Raw genomic sequence first — 17,202 nt, 5'->3', positions numbered from 1 at the left:
ACTATTATTGTTCGTTGAGTTGGTGTGATGTTTCGTTCATGAGTTCAATCGCTTTCGAAAAGTAGGTCTCTATGACTTTGATTTCATCGTCAGAAAATGACGCCAGCAATGCTTCTGATTGGCTCCGGAACGCTCTGTAAAGCGGTTCGAAAAGCGCCATAATTTTTTCAGTTTTCGGAACAATGATAATCTTCCGTCGGTCGTCTGCAGCAAACTGGCGTTCCACCAGGTTTTTCTTTTCAAACCGGTCAATTAAACCCGTAACCGCCCCGGTAGTGAGGCCCGTCAAAGTGGCGAGTTCGCCTGCGGTCATCTGTCCTTTTTCGATAATGAATCCGAGGTACTTATGGTCAGTGCCAGACAACCCCGCCTTCCGGCCTACGGCTTCGTGCATCTGAATAGAGGTGTAAGCATAGAGCTGGCTCAGTTTCCTTACCCGGTTGAGTGTTTCAATTTCCATCGATATATCTTATTAACTAATTATCTTAGTTACAAAGATAATATTCGAATTGATAATATCCAAATCATTCTTTAAACTGAATTTTTAAAAGCAGTTTTAAAAACGGCCGACACACCGACTGACAATTTCATTGGGGTTAATAATCAGCCGAACTGGGGTGATTGATTGTGAATTGGTGGGTAACTCATACTGACCACAAGCTTTTTGTTTAAAGAAATAATGCCTAATTTGCCGGAAATAAAATCTAAAATATGCTTACTAATGTAGAACATATAGGCATTGCCGTGAAAGACATGGCGGCTTCTAATGCCCTGTTTACCAAATTACTGAATGTGCCGCCTTATAAGTCGGAGGCCGTGGAGAGCGAGGGTGTGCAGACGTCATTCTTCCAAATAAACGAAACCAAAATTGAACTATTGGAGGCCAGCAACCCCGACAGTGCCATTGCGAAATTCATAGAAAAAAAAGGCGAGGGTATTCATCACATTGCGTTTGAGGTAGACGACATATGGGTAGAAATGAAACGTCTGGAAAGCGAGGGTTTCATCTTATTGAATGCCGAACCCAAACAAGGTGCCGACAATAAACTGGTGTGTTTTCTGCATCCCAAGAGCAGCAACGGGGTTCTTATAGAGTTGTGTCAGGAGAGGAAGGCGTAAGCTCTTGCCGGATATTATTGAAATTACACCCCTTCCGGCAAAGCCCTTTACATATCATGCATATTAATATACCCCCCCGCACTCTCATGAGCCGGATGAACTATTATAGCTTTACATTTTAGCGAAACACTATCAATATCAAAACTTACTCCCTTATCTATATCAGAGTAAACCAGCAAACCTTTTTGTTGGGCGGATATATCTTCTACCTTTTTTAGCTGATATTTTTCTTCAATTTCGGTCAGTTTAGCACCGGTTGCTATGCCCTCTTCCGTTTTAAACCAGGGGGAACTGACCATGATTCTCTTGATGCGGTGGAATGCCTCATTACCCATATTCATACTTGCAAAAACAGCCGTGCGATATTTGGGGGCATCCTTACTGTACCAGACCATCAGCGCACTCCCCATGGCTGCATCAGATGAATCGGGACGACCGAGCCTGACTATCGCGCTGTCAACCGGCCAACCAATCTTAAGTTGTCCGATTCCATTACCCGGGCTTATCAGTTGATCGGGCATTACCCCCACGTCGGTACGCTGTGCGGTACTGTCTGTTTTTGCTGTATTATCAGCGGTTCCACAGGCCGATAACAACAGCGCGGCAATTATCAAAAATGTTTTGTTCATAAAAAGCATATGAATGGGTCGATAATCAATAAAACTATTGTATCGCCACATTGTTATACGCGCTTGCTACTACTGACGAATTACGACGGTTTTGTCATCAGGTAACTGGTCAATTTTTTAATCAGTCCGTTTTCCATTTCAAATACATCGCTGAAAACAATATGCAGCACAACGCCTTCTTTGGTCTTCGCCAGTACGGTTCCTTCAGCAATTACCACGTCGTTTTCCTCCGTCATCCGCGACACCTTAATAACCGGGCTACCCGTAAAACCCTCGTTCTCTATCTCTTTATCAAAAGCAGCTTTGCCTTTGTGAAGATACACACCCGGTAGCTCCCAGATTACATCTTCCGTAAGACACGAGAGTATTTTGGCGTGATCTGTTGCGTTAAAGCCCTCCATGTATCGGGCCACTGTTTGTTTATTGATGCTCATGGGTTTCATCTGTTTTGATGTTGAATGATTCAGACAACTGCATACTGTAAGAGTTGCCAAAACTAACACAATTAGCCGGAATTGAAGTATGGGTTTTGTCTTCATTATTCATCGTTGATTGTTCGTAAAGGAAATATTCTGAACGACAAACCTATTGAAAAAAATGAATACCGGGAAACTCTGCCGGAGCAATATTTTTGTAGAGACAATGGCACCTTGTCTGAATTTGCCAAAGATGTTTCGTTTGAATCTCCGGTGCGCAATTGAATATATCGTCCCTGACGGGACTTTGAGTGAAATCTTGCATACTCGTTATTCTACCGATATACAATCCCTAACGGGATATGAAATAATAGAGCGCACGACTTGTCAACTCTTTCGGCAGGATTTAAGTCCTGTAAGGACGTTATATCTGTAGTAATCAGAGCAAAAGGTGTTTAAAGTCCCGTTAGGGACGATATATACACTGGTATTAGCAGAGTCTCCCGTGTGCGAGGGCATGCGAAAAGCAAGGGGACTCTGCGTTGGCTTTAGCCGGGGTAAAGAATCTTCATATCATTAATGCCCCTGCGACGTCAGGGTCCCCTTCTCAGCTAATGGCTTGCGCACACGGGAGACCCCGACGGGACAATACTTTCTACTTAGATTTTAAGATTTTATATTCGAATAAATCCTCAAATCTTAGAATTTCAACTTCACTCTTTATTTTTAAGAAAATGTATTTATCATTATTATATAATACCTCAATATTATCGCGAGGTATTTTCAATTCTAAACTATACTCGCTCACTAATTTTTTCAAATTAGTAGATTCCTTAGGAAAATAAAACCTATCATGTATAAACGGGAACAGGTAAAAAGGAGACATCATGATTATAAAGCCTAAAATGTGAGTTCCCCAGAATAGATTATTTTCTATAAAGTTATTAACAGAATCCAATCTAATAAGACTGTATTTAATAAACACTGCAAGAAAAACCACCATTGTATTAAATGTGATAAAAACAATCAACATAACAGCGAAAAACATCATAACAATTTCACCAAAACCAATTTTCTCAAAATTAATACAAGCCCTTTTTATTGAAGGTCCCCCAATATATAAGAATATTGTTAGTATTATTATATGGATTAAAAAGGTTTTAAAGTAGTACCCAATATTTCGATTTGAACTAACCAAATCTCCTAATTTGAGTATATTGAATGATCTAAATAAGATAAGAAAACTTCCTCCTAAAGCAAAAAAGGAAAATAATATTACTAGCCCATCAGGAATTAATTGTGACACGGAGAAAAACCGTATATAAGCCGGAGAAATAATAGCTAATTCCAAAATTTGCCAAAATCCACCTATAATTATTGGCACTAGAGAAAACAATGGTAAATAGTCCTTAATACCATTATACAAGGAAATTAATTTCTTCATTTTAAAATATCACAACAAAATTAAATAATACGCTAAGCTACTAAGTACAATTAATTCATATTATCTACAAACAAAAAAACGCGAAGTGACCAAATTAGGGTCGCTCCGTGGTAAATATATAAATCCGAAAAAACTACTTCCGTATCACCGCGCCCAGTTCTTTTTCGTAGGCGGCAATCAGGCGTTGCATCGTTTTGTCGATGGTTTCGTCGGTCAGGGTTTTGTCTTTGTCGAGCAGCAGGAAGCTCACCGAATACGATTTCTTGCCCTCTCCCAGTTTCTCACCTTCATAAATATCAAATACGTTCACGGCTTTCAGCAGGTTGCGTTCTACCTTATACGCAATGGCCGACACCTGATCAAACGTAGTGGTTGAGTCTATCACCAGCGAAAGGTCGCGGCGCACCTCAGGGAATTTCGATATCTCTACGTACTCCACCTTATCTGAATACTGTTTCAGCAGGTATTCCCAATCGAAATCGGCATAAAAAACGGCCTGTTTTACATCTGCCAGTCGGGCAATGGAAGGCTTTACCAGCCCCAGGCTTACCACCGATTTTTTATTGATAAGGTAGGTCAACCCATACTGAAACACTGCCAGATTGGCTTCCTGTGTATCATATTTGGTTACTTTCATGGTTTTCAGCACCTTTTGTACAGCCAGTGCCAGGTCATGAAAAGTAACAGGTGTACTGGCAGCCAACCAGGTTTCTGCCTGTTGGTTGCCTGAAAGCCATAAGCTCAGATGCTTGCTTTCTTTATATTTTTTCTCCTGTCCTTCGTCCTGTTTGGTAAAATACGAACGACCGAACTCAAACAATTTTAAATCTTTCTGCCGGCGGTTGATGTTATAAGCCACCGACTCCATACCTGTCAGCAACAGACTCTGGCGCATCACCGATAATTCTTCACTCAGTGGGTTCAACAGCGTTACCTGTCCGCCTTTGGCTACACTTTGCACGGCCTCGTTGTAGGCAGGTTTGGTGATTGATAAGGTCTGAATCTCGTTGAAACCATTGGCAGCCAGCAACTCAATCAAGCGCATCTGTAATTTATCGGCATCCTTTTCAGGGAAACCCGACAGGAAGTCGGCCTGCAGGTGGTCTGACAGCTCGATGTTATCAAAACCATAGATACGCAATATCTCTTCAATCACATCGGCCTCACGGGTTACATCAACACGATACGGAGGCACGCTCACGGTCATTTCGTAGGCGTCGTCGGTCAATACTTTTATATCAAGGCTTTCCAGAATGCTCGTTATCAACGCATCGTCCAGATTTTTGCCTATCAGGCGGTTGATGTTCTTATGTTTTACCTTTATTTCAAGGTTTTCAATCGGGTTCGGATAATTGTCAATCACGCCATCCTGAATCGTTCCTCCGGCCAGTTCCTGTACCAGCAAGGCAGCGAATCTGATAGCAAAAGGCGGCATGTTCGGGTCGGTACCGCGCTCGTATCTGAACGACGCGTCGGTTTTCAGACCATGGAAAGTAGCAGTGCGACGCACCCACACCGGACTAAAATAAGCGACTTCCAGAAAAATATTGGTAGTAGTCGGTTTAATGCCGGACTTCTGTCCGCCGAATACCCCGGCAATAGCCATCGGCTCTTCAGCATTGCATACCATCAGGTCGTGGCCGGACAACGTTCTTTCAGTGCCATCAAGCGTTGTGAATTTCGTTCCTTTTTCAGGCACACGTACCACAATCTTTTTCCCTTTCACTTCGTCGGCATCAAAGGCATGCATGGGTTGCCCCAATGTGTGGCATACATAATTGGTGATATCGACAATGTTATTGATTGGATTGAGACCAATGGCCTGCAGGCGGTTTTTCAGCCAGTCGGGCGACTCCTGCACGGTTACGCCCTGAATCTCGAGTCCGCAGAAACGTGGGCAAGCCTCGGTGTTTTCCAGCGTTACGGTAAAATCAGTCTTGTGGTCTGACACCGCAAATTTCTCTATAGACGGCAGTTGAATCTCACGACCCAGCACGGCTTTCAGGTCGCGGGCTACACCAAAGTGCGACGCCGCATCGGCGCGATTAGGGGTTAGTCCGATTTCAATCTGAAAATCAGGCTCCAGTTTAAAATATTTTGCCGCAGGTGTGCCATTAGGCAGGTCGGTATCCAACACCAGAATGCCCTCATGCGAGGTACCGATACCGATTTCGTCTTCGGCACATATCATGCCCTCAGAAGGATGACCATACACTTTGCGTTTTTCGATGGTGAACGATGTTCCGTCAGCAAAATAAATGGTGGTACCTAAAGTGGCCACCACTACTTTTTGTCCGGCACGTACATTGGCTGCTCCGCACACAATGGTTGAAGGCTCGCCGGTACCGATATCGACTGTGGTTAAACTCAGTTGTTTTTCTTTTACGGTAAAGGTTTCGCAGGTAAGTACCTCTCCTATCACAAAGCCTTTCAGGCCGCCTTTTACCGATTCTATTTCTTCAATACCCTCAACCTCCAGGCCTGTGCCGGTCAGTAATTTACCGATTTCCTCAGGCGACTCTTGAATATCTATCAGACTCTTTAACCAGTTATACGAAATTTTCATGCAAACAATAATTGTAGTGTAATGGTCGGGTATAACGCATAACCCGGATTTTTCGCAAAGATAAAGATTTCGATTGGGATGTAAATGAGTTTATTTGGTATTACTTTTATTTGTTTGCTTATTCCTCTGATGTAAATTTGATTTAATGACATTTTCTATATCTTGGTTCTTACTTTTTTTACCTGAAAAAAAGTAAGCAAGACTAGTCGTCCGCAAAGCAGGCATCATTCTAACTCACACAATTAAAAATCCGATAGCACTTTGGACGTTTTCTCAATTCATTCGCCGATTTTTAACTGTGCTTAAACAGGAATGACGTAATATGGTCTTTAATTTTTAGTTGTTGATTGTTAATTCTGTGAAACTTGGTACTTAACTCCGTCAACTCCATGGTAAACTAAAATTGTGCTACATAGTGTACATTGCGGCAATTCAATTCTGGCAAATACTCAATCTTTTTATTAATTTCAGCACGATTTTGCAACCTACCTTTCTGAACTATGAACCGAAGAGATTTTTTAGAAGCAAGCGCCGGAGGAGGCGCAATGCTGGGCAGCATCCAGTTGGCCGCGGCACAAACCCAACCACAAACCACCGCCAACCTGAAACTGAAACTACTGGCCACCAACTGGGGTTTCCCGGATAATACTGATGCCTTTTGTGCAGCCGCCAAAAAAGAAGGGTATGATGGCATTGAGGTGTGGTGGCCCAATGAAAAGAAAGATCAGCAGGAATTGTTCACTGCCCTTGATAAACATCAGCTAGAGGTAGGTTTTCTGTGCGGTGGGCACCAGAAAGACCCGAAAGAGCATCTGGAAACCTTTAAAAAAGCAGTGAACGCAGCGGTGCAATCGCCTGTAAAACCCTTATATATTAACTGCCACAGCGGGCGCGATTATTTCAGCTACGAACAGAACAAACTTTTTATAGACCATACAACCGGGGCATCGCAGAAAAGCGGTATCAGGATATTGCATGAAACTCACCGCGGACGGATGCTTTTTGCAGCACACATCACCCATAATTTTATTGAGAAGAATCCGGCACTAAGGCTTACGCTTGATATATCGCACTGGTGTAATGTGCATGAAACGTTGCTGGAAGACCAGACCGAAGTCGTGCAGGCTGCTCTGGCACGGGTTGACCATATCCATTCACGAATCGGGCATCAGGAAGGGCCACAGGTAAATGATCCGCGTGCCCCTGAATGGGAAAATGTGGTGAAGGCACACCTGGCCTGGTGGGACAAGGTGGTGGAATACAAAATAAAATCGGGCGAGGTACTGACGATACTGACGGAGTTCGGCCCACCAAATTACCTGCCTACGCTGCCTTATACTCAACAGCCACTAGCTAATCAGTGGGGCATTAACGTACACATGATGCAGTTGTTGAGGAAGCGGTATCTGGGGTAAACAAAGGCTGTCTTTAAAACTTATAATTCTTATTGAGGACAGCGAATAAATTCGCCGGCTATCGGAACAAAGGTCTTTCATCATGCCGTGCCGACTTAAGTCGGCATATACAAATCAAAATATTTCCTTTGTTTGAATAGCCGCTGAATTCATTCAGTGAGAATAATGGTAAACAATTCTCTAAACTCTGATATTACCTTTTAAAACTCTCAGATTCTAAATCTTCCTCATGCACGAAAACGACACCAAACGGCTCTCCCGACTGACGGCGACATTAACCATGTTGCAAACCAAGCGTTTGCTGACAGCCACTGAGCTTGCCCGTAAGTTTTCGGTAAGTGTGCGCACTATTTACAGAGATATCAGGGCTCTGGAAGAAGCCGGTGTACCGATTATTACGGAAGAAGGCAAAGGGTATTCGCTGATGGAAGATTACCGTGTGCCGCCTATTATGTTTACTGAGAATCAGGCTAACGCGCTGATATTAGCCGAACAATTGGTGCTAAAAAACAATGACACTACGTTCATTAAAGACTACACCGAGGCTATTGATAAAATAAAGGCTGTATTGCGGACAAGCCAGAAAGACAAAGCCAATCTGCTGGCTGACAGAACGCGTTTTGACCAGATTGTTTATCGGGAAAGGAACAGCAGTGTATTATCTGATCTGCAATTTGCGCTCACTAATTTTTATCTTACACGCATCGACTACACCAACGAGGCACAAGAAACTTCTACTCGTCTCATTGAGCCTTTTGCCTTACTGAGTACCCGGGAAAACTGGCTGCTGATAGCCTGGTGCAGACTGCGGGAAGATTTCAGGTATTTCCGCCTCGATCGTATCATAAAACTGGAGGTATTCACCGAGCGGTTTACTCCTCACGAAATGACACTGCAGGAATTTTTCGAAAAATTTCATTAATTCCCAAACACCCCTGACATACCTCTGTCACGACACGCTGGTAGCTTTGCATCATAAACTTTAAAACAGCATTTTATGATCAGTCAATTAGCAAATCTCAACTGGCTCAGCGTGGCCCTCGCTTTTGTAGTATATTGTGTTTTAGGTGGCTTGTGGTTCACCTTGTTTTTCACCAAACCTTATAAAATCTCACTGGGTAAAGAAAACGAAATCCTGCCTAATGCACCTATTTTTATTGTCGGTCCTACAATTTGTACGTTGGCGATTACACTGACAAGCGCTATTCTCATTCAGGCATTAGGTATCAATACTTTGGGCGGCGCCTTTGAGTTTTCTCTATTAGTTGGCATCGGTTTTCTGGTAGCCAATACGGTCAACATCGCCATTAATCCCAACATTCCCCGGCCGATTCTGTATGGCATCATCAGTGGTACTTATCACCTGGTGTGTATTACTGCTGCGAATGTGATATTGGTGGTGATGAAATGATTCTGCCTTAAACAGGTAGAGGCCGTCTCAAAAAGAAAAGTTGCAAAATATTATTTGGTACCAGAAAACCGCAGCGGCGGCCGCCCCACTCTCTAAATCTCTCTCCGTGCGACGGTCGCCCCAACAATGGGGAGCGGACGCCGCGCGGAGAGACTTTAAGCCCTTCCCCACTGTTGGGGAAGGGTTGGGATGGGGTCTTTGCCAAAGATTATTTGGTTTGAAATCTTTTTGAGACGGCATCAACGCAAATGTATTTTATCACCCCCCGAAGATGCATTGCAATGCGTCTCTACCCGGAATTATTATACTTACAAGTAGACGTAGAATCACATAATACGCCCATCACCAATATTATATTCCTCGCCCCTATTCATGCTCTACCTCTTCTGATATACCCGTAAATACAATTACCGAATAATAAGTAAATGTCCGGAAGTATCATTTACTTGAAATTGTTTTTATAAATTAGTTCAAAATTTCAGTGGATGCTAGTCACGGACACACGCATGCCGCAATTGTAGCCAGAATTTGAGCAACCTGATTTATTTTAAAGCCTTGAAACACTAAATTATCTGCAACAAGATAGCCCACTCTGCATTGATGCAAAATGCCAGTCAGTTTGAACATTCACAATAGCCAAATACGAAAACTAAAATTTATAAATAAACACATGGAAACTACCCATTTAAGCTCACTTATTAAAAGAATAGCCGACGGCTTGCGTCATAAGATTGATGATACCGAGGCTATCTTAAGAAAATATGAACAAAAGATTGAGTTTCTTGGCCAGCGGTTGAAGAATCCGGATGCGCGGGTACAAGATGGAGATATTATAAGCGATATTCCACCGGAGGGAATACTGATAGATAAACCGGGAACCTACCGGTTTTCGAACGATATCTATTGGACGCCCGGCCAGAAAACCACGGCTACAGCCATTGACATTATTGCTGATGAAGTAACTCTCGACCTGCAGGGCCACAACCTGATTGCCCTGCCCATAGTTTATACAAATAGTGTTGTCGGAATCAACATCACCGGTGATAACATAAAAATCACAAGCGGAGGGTTGGTTGATCTGTCGCTGCATGCCATCAGTGCATCATTATGCAATAACCTGACCATCACCGATATAACAGTGCAAGGCTCTGAATACACCTATCTGGGCAATGACCCTCTGATTACGGCCTCCGGTATTTTTATTGAGTTGTCGGAACAGATTACCCTGCAAAACTGCTATGTTACAGGTGCAAATGTTACGGCTCCGGCGTACGCGGGTATTCAGTTGTCGGCATCCAAAAATGCCACAGTTACCGAATGCCGGACGAGCCATCTGATTAATAATGACGGTACGGTAACCGGCTTTAGTTACGTTGGCTCCGACCACGTGACAACCGTTAACTGCCATGCAACCAAATTCCGCTCTTATTATCTGGGGGAAACCACCACTTTCGGTCATACGGTTCTGGGCTTTTTACCAACCTACTGCAAAAACATGCATTACGAAAACTGTTCGGCCATAAGTTTAAGAGGCTGCTGCGATGATTGCCATGGCATGTCTATTTTTGACTCTGATGACGTTACGGTTACCGGTTTCAAAGCTATTGGTATTGTAGATGGCGATTGCCCGACAAACACAGGGGCTAAAGCCACAGGATTAGAGGTATATGGCAACAATATTACCATAAAAAACTGCCAGGTACAGAGCATTTTTGCCATTGTGCCACAAGACAAACAAAGTTGCGGATTCAGCGCCGCAGGCAACAACATAACGTTTGAATTTTGTGTGGCCTACAATGTGTTTGTTTTTGATGAAACCAGAAACATAACCAAAAACTTTAGCAAGTATGGCTATGGCATAGGCTTTGGCTGGGCACCAGACCCCCGTAAACCTTTTGTAGATATGAACGCCCAGAATACGGTTTATTCAAACTGCGGCGCCATTTTTTGTCAGGCAGGTTTTGATACATTTAACCACATTGGCGGCCAATGGAACAATTGTTCTGTTGAAGATTGCTTGGTGAGTGTGCTACAAGAAGTGGGTGGCCAGCGGGTTTTCAGCATGGACAAATGTTCTGAGCTTCCGCCGGATATGAAAAGCCCCATGACTATTATCAACTATGCTGCCAACAATACGTTTAATCCCCCAATCGGCAATTAATCAGGCAGCAAGTTGTGCAAGCCCAGTGATACGGAAAGTGTCGGGCAACGTTTGTCGGACAACGCTTTCTTTACACTGGGTTCAATGAAAAACATTTAGCCGAACAGAGATTTTCTCTCAATGAAAAATCAAGAATCTTCTAGACCAACGGAGACGCATTGCAATGCGTCTCTACAAGAAATTATTTAATACACTTTACTCATAAACCTCTTTCCTGTTCCCAATTTTAGCTATTGTGACGGTAATAAGGTTATCTTGAATGGCGTAAACTATTCGATAATCTCCTACCCTCACTCTATAAAGTGGTTTCAATTGGAGATTCGGCACTTTAAATGAATTGAGCTTTTTGTATCCGTGAGGTCGGGGGTTCTCTTTTAACTCTTCTATCTTCTCGAAAATATCATCTTGAATCTGAGCAGGAAGTTTCCGGATTTCTCTTTCAGCACTGGCAGTGAAGACAATTGTATAAGACATAGCTGATTACTTGCGTTGAGCCAGAATTTCCTTTTTGATATCGTCAAAATTACGGGTTGGCTCATCTTGTCTTTCCAATACTTCAAGTGTATCAAACAAATCCTCCATAAGCTCCTGTACTTCTTTATTCCGCAAATCAAATTGTACAGCTACTTTCTTCCCTTCTGAATTCGTCAGAAAACTAATGTTTTTTTTGAGCGCTGTTTGTGTCATTACTTTGTATAAATTTATACACGAATATACAACTTATTGTAGTATGATACAACTTATTGTAGTATCAACTTCTGAGTCCATCCCTCTACTTCAATACCAGATCTGCACCCTTCTCGGCTATCATATATACGGGGGCATTGGTATTGCCTGATACAATGGTGGGCATAATGCTGGCGTCAATCACCCGCAGGCCTTCGATGCCTCTTACACGCAGGCGGTCGTCGACCACGGCCATTTCGTCATGACCCATTTTACAGGTGCCTACGGGGTGATACACCGTTTCCAGTTGTTTTTTGATATGCAGTATAATTGCGTCGTCCGAACTCCGGTCGGGCGGAGTAATCAACCGGTCGCGATAGGCATCAAAGGCCTGGGCGTTTATTACTTCAAGTGCTTTTCTGGTAGCTTTCAACAAGGTGAGCCCATCCTGCTCTTCCGACAGGAAATTCGGTTGAATAACAGGCGCATCGAGCGGGCTATCACTTCTTATACCCACATAGCCACGGCTTCTGGGGCGTAGCAAGGTAGGCAGAATCGTGAAACCATCGTTACGCGGATAGGTCGATATATCATACATATCTACGGAATAATCATCGCCATTCTGCACCGCCGCAAAATGAAACTGATAATCGACGCGGTTGGGGCTATCGTCGGTCTTGCCAAATGCCACTGCTTCCAGTGGGCCGATGGTCATAATGCCTTTTTTCAGAAACAGATATTGCGCCACTGCCTTCAACTGGTTGAGCGGAGCAAGATGATGGTTTTGTCCCCATTGCTGGCGGGACAGCGCCGTAACACCCATAAAAAGGTGGTCTTGCAGGTTTTTGCCTACGCCGGGCAATTCTTTCTTACAGGCAATGCCCGCTTTTTTCAGTTCGTCTTTATCGCCCACGCCAGACAACATCAGCAACTGCGGCGAGTTGAACGCCCCGGCAGAAAGGATTACCTCCTTCGTGGCCGTAATGCGTTCGGCGTTGTTTTTTCCGCGTATCACCTCCACCCCTACTGCTTTGTCGTTTTCAATCAACACCCTGCTTACAATGGCATGGGTATAAACTGTCAGATTCGGGCGTTTCATGGCCGGTTTCAGAAAGGCCCCTACCCCGCTGTGTCTGCGGGCATCTTTGATGGTAAATTGCATGAACGATACCCCCTCCTGCCGCTCACCGTTATAATCCTTATTATCGGCAAAGCCGTTTTCAATACAGGCCTGCACAAAGGCGTCGGTAAAGCGTGTCCGGTAATGCTTGGCAAAAGTGACATTCAAGGGGCCATTCTGCCCGTGATAAATATTGTTGATTTGTTCGTTATGCTCCGACCGCTTGAAATACGGCAGTATCTCTTCGTAAGACCAACCCTCGTTTCCCTCATCAGCCCAGTCGTTATAGTCTTCCTTATTACCCCGCACATAGGCCATTGCATTGGTAGAGCTACAGCCACCCAATGTTTTGCCCCGGGGCAGGTACAATTTCCTGTTCAATACATGCGCCTGTGGCTCTGAGTAATAGCCCCAGTCTACCTCTGTCCGGTGCAGTTTGGCGTATCCGGCCGGAATATGTATTTCAGGTTTTTTATCAGGCCCGCCCGCTTCAATGAGTAAAACCCGGTGCGAGGGATTCTCCGACAGACGGTTAGCCAGCACACAACCGGCCGAACCGGCGCCGATAATGATGTAGTCGTAGGTCATGGTTTGAATAGATAATAGGTTAAGAAAAGGCTTCAAATCCGGGAAAAGTGGTATCTGCGAACTAATTTAAGAAAAAGATACTTTACTGCTGAAAATCGGGAGAATTATGTTTTGCTTAACCGAAATATGTCCATCAATATTTCCAGATCCTCTGTAACCACCCCGTCTATTTCCCAACGTTGTCAGGGAAATACACACCCCTCCTTGAAATAAGGAGGGGAAGTTCTTGTTATGGAAAAAATATGTTTCCCCTCCCCACTGTTGGGGAGGGCTAGGGAGGGGTTTCACGGGCTCAAACGCTCAATCTTCCAGCTTCCGTCTGCATTCGTAAACAGCAGGCGGTCGTGCAGGCGGCTTGGGCGCCCCTGCCAGAATTCCATGCTTTCGGGTACGAGGCGGTAACCACCCCAATGCGGTGGCCGCGGAATGTGCTCTTCGCCAAACTGTGCTTCCAGTTCTTTCAGTTTGTTTTCAAGGGTTTCCCTGCTCACTATACGTGACTGGTTCGATACCCAGGCACCAATCTGGCTGCCTCGCGGCCGCGACTGAAAATACTCGTCAGATTCCTGCGCACTTGTTTTTTCGATACGACCTTCAATACGCACCTGCCGCTCGAGCGACACCCAGAAAAACGTGAGCGAAGCATAAGGCACTTCGGCCATCTCCTGGCCCTTGTTGCTTTCATAATTGGTAAAAAACACAAATCCGTTTTCATCGAAGCCTTTCAACAACACAATCCGGCCATGCGGCCTGCCGCCTGACACCGTTGCCAGATGCATGGCGTTGGGCTCTGGAACGTTGGCTTCCAGGGCCTCGTCGAACCACTTTCCGAATTGTTTGAACGGGTTTCCCAAAACATTTTCTTCGAGCAATTCGTTGAGTAAATAATTAAGCCGAAGCGAGGCTACGTCAGTTTTTTTATTCATTTCTTGCAACGTTTTACGCTTTTTTTACGTATTTAATAATATTGAAACCTCTGAACCTTCTGGCTGAAAACCATGCATCAAACTACCTTTTAGTACTGAAAATCAGGCCGGTTCTCACATAAATCCGGGGTTTTTGAATAATTTAATTACCATAAAAGTTGTTTTTCAGGGTAGAAAGACTGAGTTTTCTCCCCGATTAGCAAAAATATAATTTCACACGGTGGATTGTTAGGCAAAAGTATTTTTATATTTATTACATTTGCAAATCTAATGAAAACATATCCACGATACTACGAATCGTAATATTTACAAATGACGCCCAAAGAAATAGATTTAAAAGAAACCGTTAGTGATGCTGCCGAAACTAAAGATTTGTCTTTAACTGAGGCTGAGGCTCCGGCCAATACACAAGTAGACTCTAAAGAAATTATGAACGAATTGAATGATTCCATCGACACTTCGACTGATGAACCTGTTGAAGCTGGCAAAAAAGAGGTGGAAAATGCCGCCCCCGTTGCTGAAAATACTGTAGAAAATCCTGCCGCCACTACAACCGACCCGACCGTAGCAGACACCGCTACTGACGAACCGGCTACCGCTGCTTTGGAAATTGCAGAAGCCCCTGTTGAGGCTGTTACCATTGTAACAAACGAAGACGAGGCGCCTGTGCTCGGAACAGACGAAAGCTCCTTGGAAGAAATTGTGGTAAGCAACGACCCGACTGTAATGGTGGAAGTATCTCCCAAACCTATAGAGGCCGAAGAAGCTTCGGCAACAGAATTGGAGTCGGTAGATCTGATTGATGAGGAAGTGGTTTCGCACGCAACTGAAGAGGCTGACTACAGCAATTTCACCAAAAAGGATTTCGTAGACCTGGGTGAAAAATTACTGGCTTCTATTAAAGCAGAAGGCGTGGGTGTTTCAGACGTAAAAAATGCCGACAACGTGATGAAGGAAATCAAACCTTTGTTTGACGACCTGAAAGCGCGCGAGAAATCGGAGGCATTGAAAAAATATATAGCAGACAACGGCAATAACGAGGGCTTTGAGTTCAAAAACGACAACTATGTGGTGCGTTTTGAATCGCTGAGCGCGCAAATCCGTGATGCAAAAAACAGTTTCTTCCAGAAAATTGAACGCCTGAAAGAAGATTATTTTGAGCGCAAGACCAATCTGTTGCAACGCCTGCGCACCATTGTAGAGCAGGAAGAACAAGGTGGCTCAAAAAGCAACTGGCAGGATTTCAAGAAACTGCAGGAAGAATGGAAATCGGCAGGGAACGTTAACTCTCCGCATAATACATCGTTGTGGTCGGCCTATAATGCTTTGGTTGACAGATATTTCAGTATCCGTCATATTCAGAACGAACTGAAAGACCTTGACCGCAAGAAAAACCTGACAGCCAAAACTGAAATTGCAGAGCGTATAGAAGCCATTGCCGCCACGCTGGAAGAAAGCGGACTAAGCAATGCCACCCTACGCCAGGCAAACGACCTGCTGGAAGAATACAAACACATTGGTCCTGCTCAGCGCGAAGCCCAGGAAGAACTCTGGAAACGCCTGAAAGCAGCCTTTGATCTGATACATAACAAACGTCGCGAACAGTCGTCGCAGGCAGGTCAGCTGCAGGAAGAAATCTATCAGGCCAAACAACGCCTGGTTGAAAACCTGAAACCGTACATACAGTTTAATACTGACAGTATCAACGAATGGAACGCCAAAACCAAAGAGGTGCTGGCCGTGCAAGACCAGTGGAATGCAATCAAAGGCGCGATGCCGAAAGATAAAGGCAAGGAGATAAGCCGTGAGTTCTGGTCGTCGTTGAAGACTTTCTTCCGCAACAAGGGAGAGTTTTTCAATCGTCTGGAAGCCGAACGCGAAAGCAACCTGAAAGCCAAAACTTCTCTTTGCGAGCAGGTAGAGGCATTGCTGGAAGCAAGCGACTACTCTCCTGCCAATACCGACAAAGTAGTAGAACTGCAAAAAACCTGGAAGACGATCGGCCACGTGCCCGAGAAATTCAAGGATAAAATATATGACCGCTTCAAAAAGGCCTGCGATGCCTTCTTTAACACCAAACGTGCCAAAGGCAACGAGGTAGAAAAAGAATACGAAGAGAACCTGAAACAGAAACAGGCACTTTGTGAGGAGATCGAGAATGCAGCTAAAACGGGAGATTCTGATTTGACGAAGCTTGCCGGCTTTAAGGCACGATACAACGAAATTGGCTTTGTGCCCCGCAAAGAAATGCAGAATATTCAGCGCCGGTTTGTGGAAGCCATCAATGCCTACGTGAAAGCGAGCTCGGGTGTGAGTGGCTCGGAGAAAGAAAAAATGCTGTTGCAGAACGAGGTGGAAGTAACCCTGAAAAACGACAGAGGCAACACCAAAGAACTGGACAAGAAAGAAAACGATTTGCGCCGTAAGATGAAAAAGCTGGAAGACGACATCAGCCTGTGGCAGAACAACATCGAATTCTTTGCCCGTTCTAAAAACGCCAATGCCGTTCGTTCCGAATACGAAACGAAGATTAAGGGTGCAGAAAAAGAACTGGCTGAGTTGAAGCAAAAGCTGAAAATAATCGTGGCAGCGAACTAAAAATATTTCGTTTCTTAACTCGTTGGCGATCAGCGAGTTAAGAAATTGTTAAAAAATATTTCAAAAAAACGCTTGCGCCATATACCTGAAAGCATTAATTTTGCACCACGATTTCAGAACGACACAGCGAAGAAATCAAAAAT

15 protein-coding genes are annotated in these 17,202 nt (G+C 44.2%); 6 read left to right on the top strand and 9 right to left on the bottom strand.

Features of this window, described 5'->3' with window-relative positions; translation table 11 throughout:
• Positions 1–4 precede the first annotated feature (4 nt).
• Positions 5–460, bottom strand: a complete 456-nt coding sequence (locus AC1RRY_RS19030) for a MarR family winged helix-turn-helix transcriptional regulator (protein WP_492821635.1) — start codon at positions 458–460, stop codon at positions 5–7.
• 251 nt (positions 461–711) lie between these two features.
• Between AC1RRY_RS19030 and mce the strand changes: the two genes are divergently transcribed.
• Positions 712–1,119 (top strand): methylmalonyl-CoA epimerase, encoded by a 408-nt coding sequence (gene mce / locus AC1RRY_RS19025; RefSeq protein ID WP_492821637.1) that lies wholly within the window; start codon positions 712–714, stop codon positions 1,117–1,119.
• Positions 1,120–1,166: 47 nt separating this feature from the next.
• Here the strand turns inward: mce and AC1RRY_RS19020 are convergent, their stop codons facing one another.
• The 4 genes from AC1RRY_RS19020 to pheT form a co-directional block, all read right to left on the bottom strand.
• Positions 1,167–1,748, bottom strand: a complete 582-nt coding sequence (locus AC1RRY_RS19020; protein WP_492821639.1) for a hypothetical protein — start codon at positions 1,746–1,748, stop codon at positions 1,167–1,169.
• Between the two features lie 80 nt (positions 1,749–1,828).
• Complete coding sequence (locus AC1RRY_RS19015) at positions 1,829–2,182, bottom strand: nuclear transport factor 2 family protein (RefSeq protein WP_492821641.1); 354 nt, start codon at positions 2,180–2,182, stop codon at positions 1,829–1,831.
• Between the two features lie 637 nt (positions 2,183–2,819).
• Positions 2,820–3,608 (bottom strand): hypothetical protein, encoded by a 789-nt coding sequence (locus AC1RRY_RS19010; protein WP_492821643.1) that lies wholly within the window; start codon positions 3,606–3,608, stop codon positions 2,820–2,822.
• A gap of 133 nt (positions 3,609–3,741) precedes the next feature.
• On the bottom strand, positions 3,742–6,174 hold the full coding sequence (pheT, locus tag AC1RRY_RS19005; RefSeq protein ID WP_492821645.1) for a phenylalanine--tRNA ligase subunit beta: 2,433 nt from the start codon (positions 6,172–6,174) through the stop codon (positions 3,742–3,744).
• Between the two features lie 500 nt (positions 6,175–6,674).
• Between pheT and AC1RRY_RS19000 the strand changes: the two genes are divergently transcribed.
• The 4 genes from AC1RRY_RS19000 to AC1RRY_RS18985 all read left to right on the top strand — a co-directional run bounded on the left by AC1RRY_RS19000 (position 6,675) and on the right by AC1RRY_RS18985 (position 11,161).
• Positions 6,675–7,589 (top strand): sugar phosphate isomerase/epimerase family protein, encoded by a 915-nt coding sequence (locus tag AC1RRY_RS19000; protein ID WP_492821647.1) that lies wholly within the window; start codon positions 6,675–6,677, stop codon positions 7,587–7,589.
• 229 nt (positions 7,590–7,818) lie between these two features.
• The gene (locus AC1RRY_RS18995) at positions 7,819–8,511 is read left to right on the top strand and encodes a helix-turn-helix transcriptional regulator (protein WP_492821649.1); all 693 of its coding nucleotides are present in this window, start codon (positions 7,819–7,821) and stop codon (positions 8,509–8,511) included.
• Positions 8,512–8,586: 75 nt separating this feature from the next.
• Complete coding sequence (locus AC1RRY_RS18990; RefSeq protein WP_492821651.1) at positions 8,587–9,000, top strand: DUF1761 domain-containing protein; 414 nt, start codon at positions 8,587–8,589, stop codon at positions 8,998–9,000.
• A 670-nt stretch (positions 9,001–9,670) separates the two neighbouring features.
• Complete coding sequence (locus tag AC1RRY_RS18985) at positions 9,671–11,161, top strand: right-handed parallel beta-helix repeat-containing protein (RefSeq protein WP_492821653.1); 1,491 nt, start codon at positions 9,671–9,673, stop codon at positions 11,159–11,161.
• Positions 11,162–11,356: 195 nt separating this feature from the next.
• On the opposite strand, the gene AC1RRY_RS18980 is transcribed toward AC1RRY_RS18985, so the two are convergent.
• From AC1RRY_RS18980 to pdxH, 4 genes are all read right to left on the bottom strand, one after another.
• On the bottom strand, positions 11,357–11,635 hold the full coding sequence (locus AC1RRY_RS18980) for a type II toxin-antitoxin system RelE family toxin (protein WP_492821655.1): 279 nt from the start codon (positions 11,633–11,635) through the stop codon (positions 11,357–11,359).
• A 6-nt stretch (positions 11,636–11,641) separates the two neighbouring features.
• Positions 11,642–11,848, bottom strand: coding sequence for a hypothetical protein (locus tag AC1RRY_RS18975; protein WP_492821657.1), 207 nt, complete (start codon positions 11,846–11,848; stop codon positions 11,642–11,644).
• Positions 11,849–11,933: 85 nt separating this feature from the next.
• Positions 11,934–13,535, bottom strand: coding sequence for a GMC family oxidoreductase (locus AC1RRY_RS18970; RefSeq protein ID WP_492821659.1), 1,602 nt, complete (start codon positions 13,533–13,535; stop codon positions 11,934–11,936).
• A gap of 284 nt (positions 13,536–13,819) precedes the next feature.
• Entirely contained in the window at positions 13,820–14,461 is a 642-nt protein-coding gene (gene pdxH, locus AC1RRY_RS18965) for a pyridoxamine 5'-phosphate oxidase (RefSeq protein ID WP_492821661.1), read from the bottom strand.
• A 312-nt stretch (positions 14,462–14,773) separates the two neighbouring features.
• On the opposite strand from pdxH, the gene AC1RRY_RS18960 reads away from it, so the two are divergent.
• Positions 14,774–17,059 carry a DUF349 domain-containing protein gene (locus AC1RRY_RS18960; protein ID WP_492821663.1) on the top strand — a complete coding sequence of 762 codons (2,286 nt, stop codon included), beginning with the start codon at positions 14,774–14,776 and terminating at the stop codon, positions 17,057–17,059.
• The last annotated feature ends 143 nt before the right edge of the window (positions 17,060–17,202 follow it).

The sequence above is a fragment of the Emticicia sp. GW821-FHT11C11 genome, from assembly GCF_058808615.1.
The sequence above is the reverse complement of the archived record's forward strand: the minus strand, read 5'-3'. Positions and strand labels throughout refer to the sequence as shown.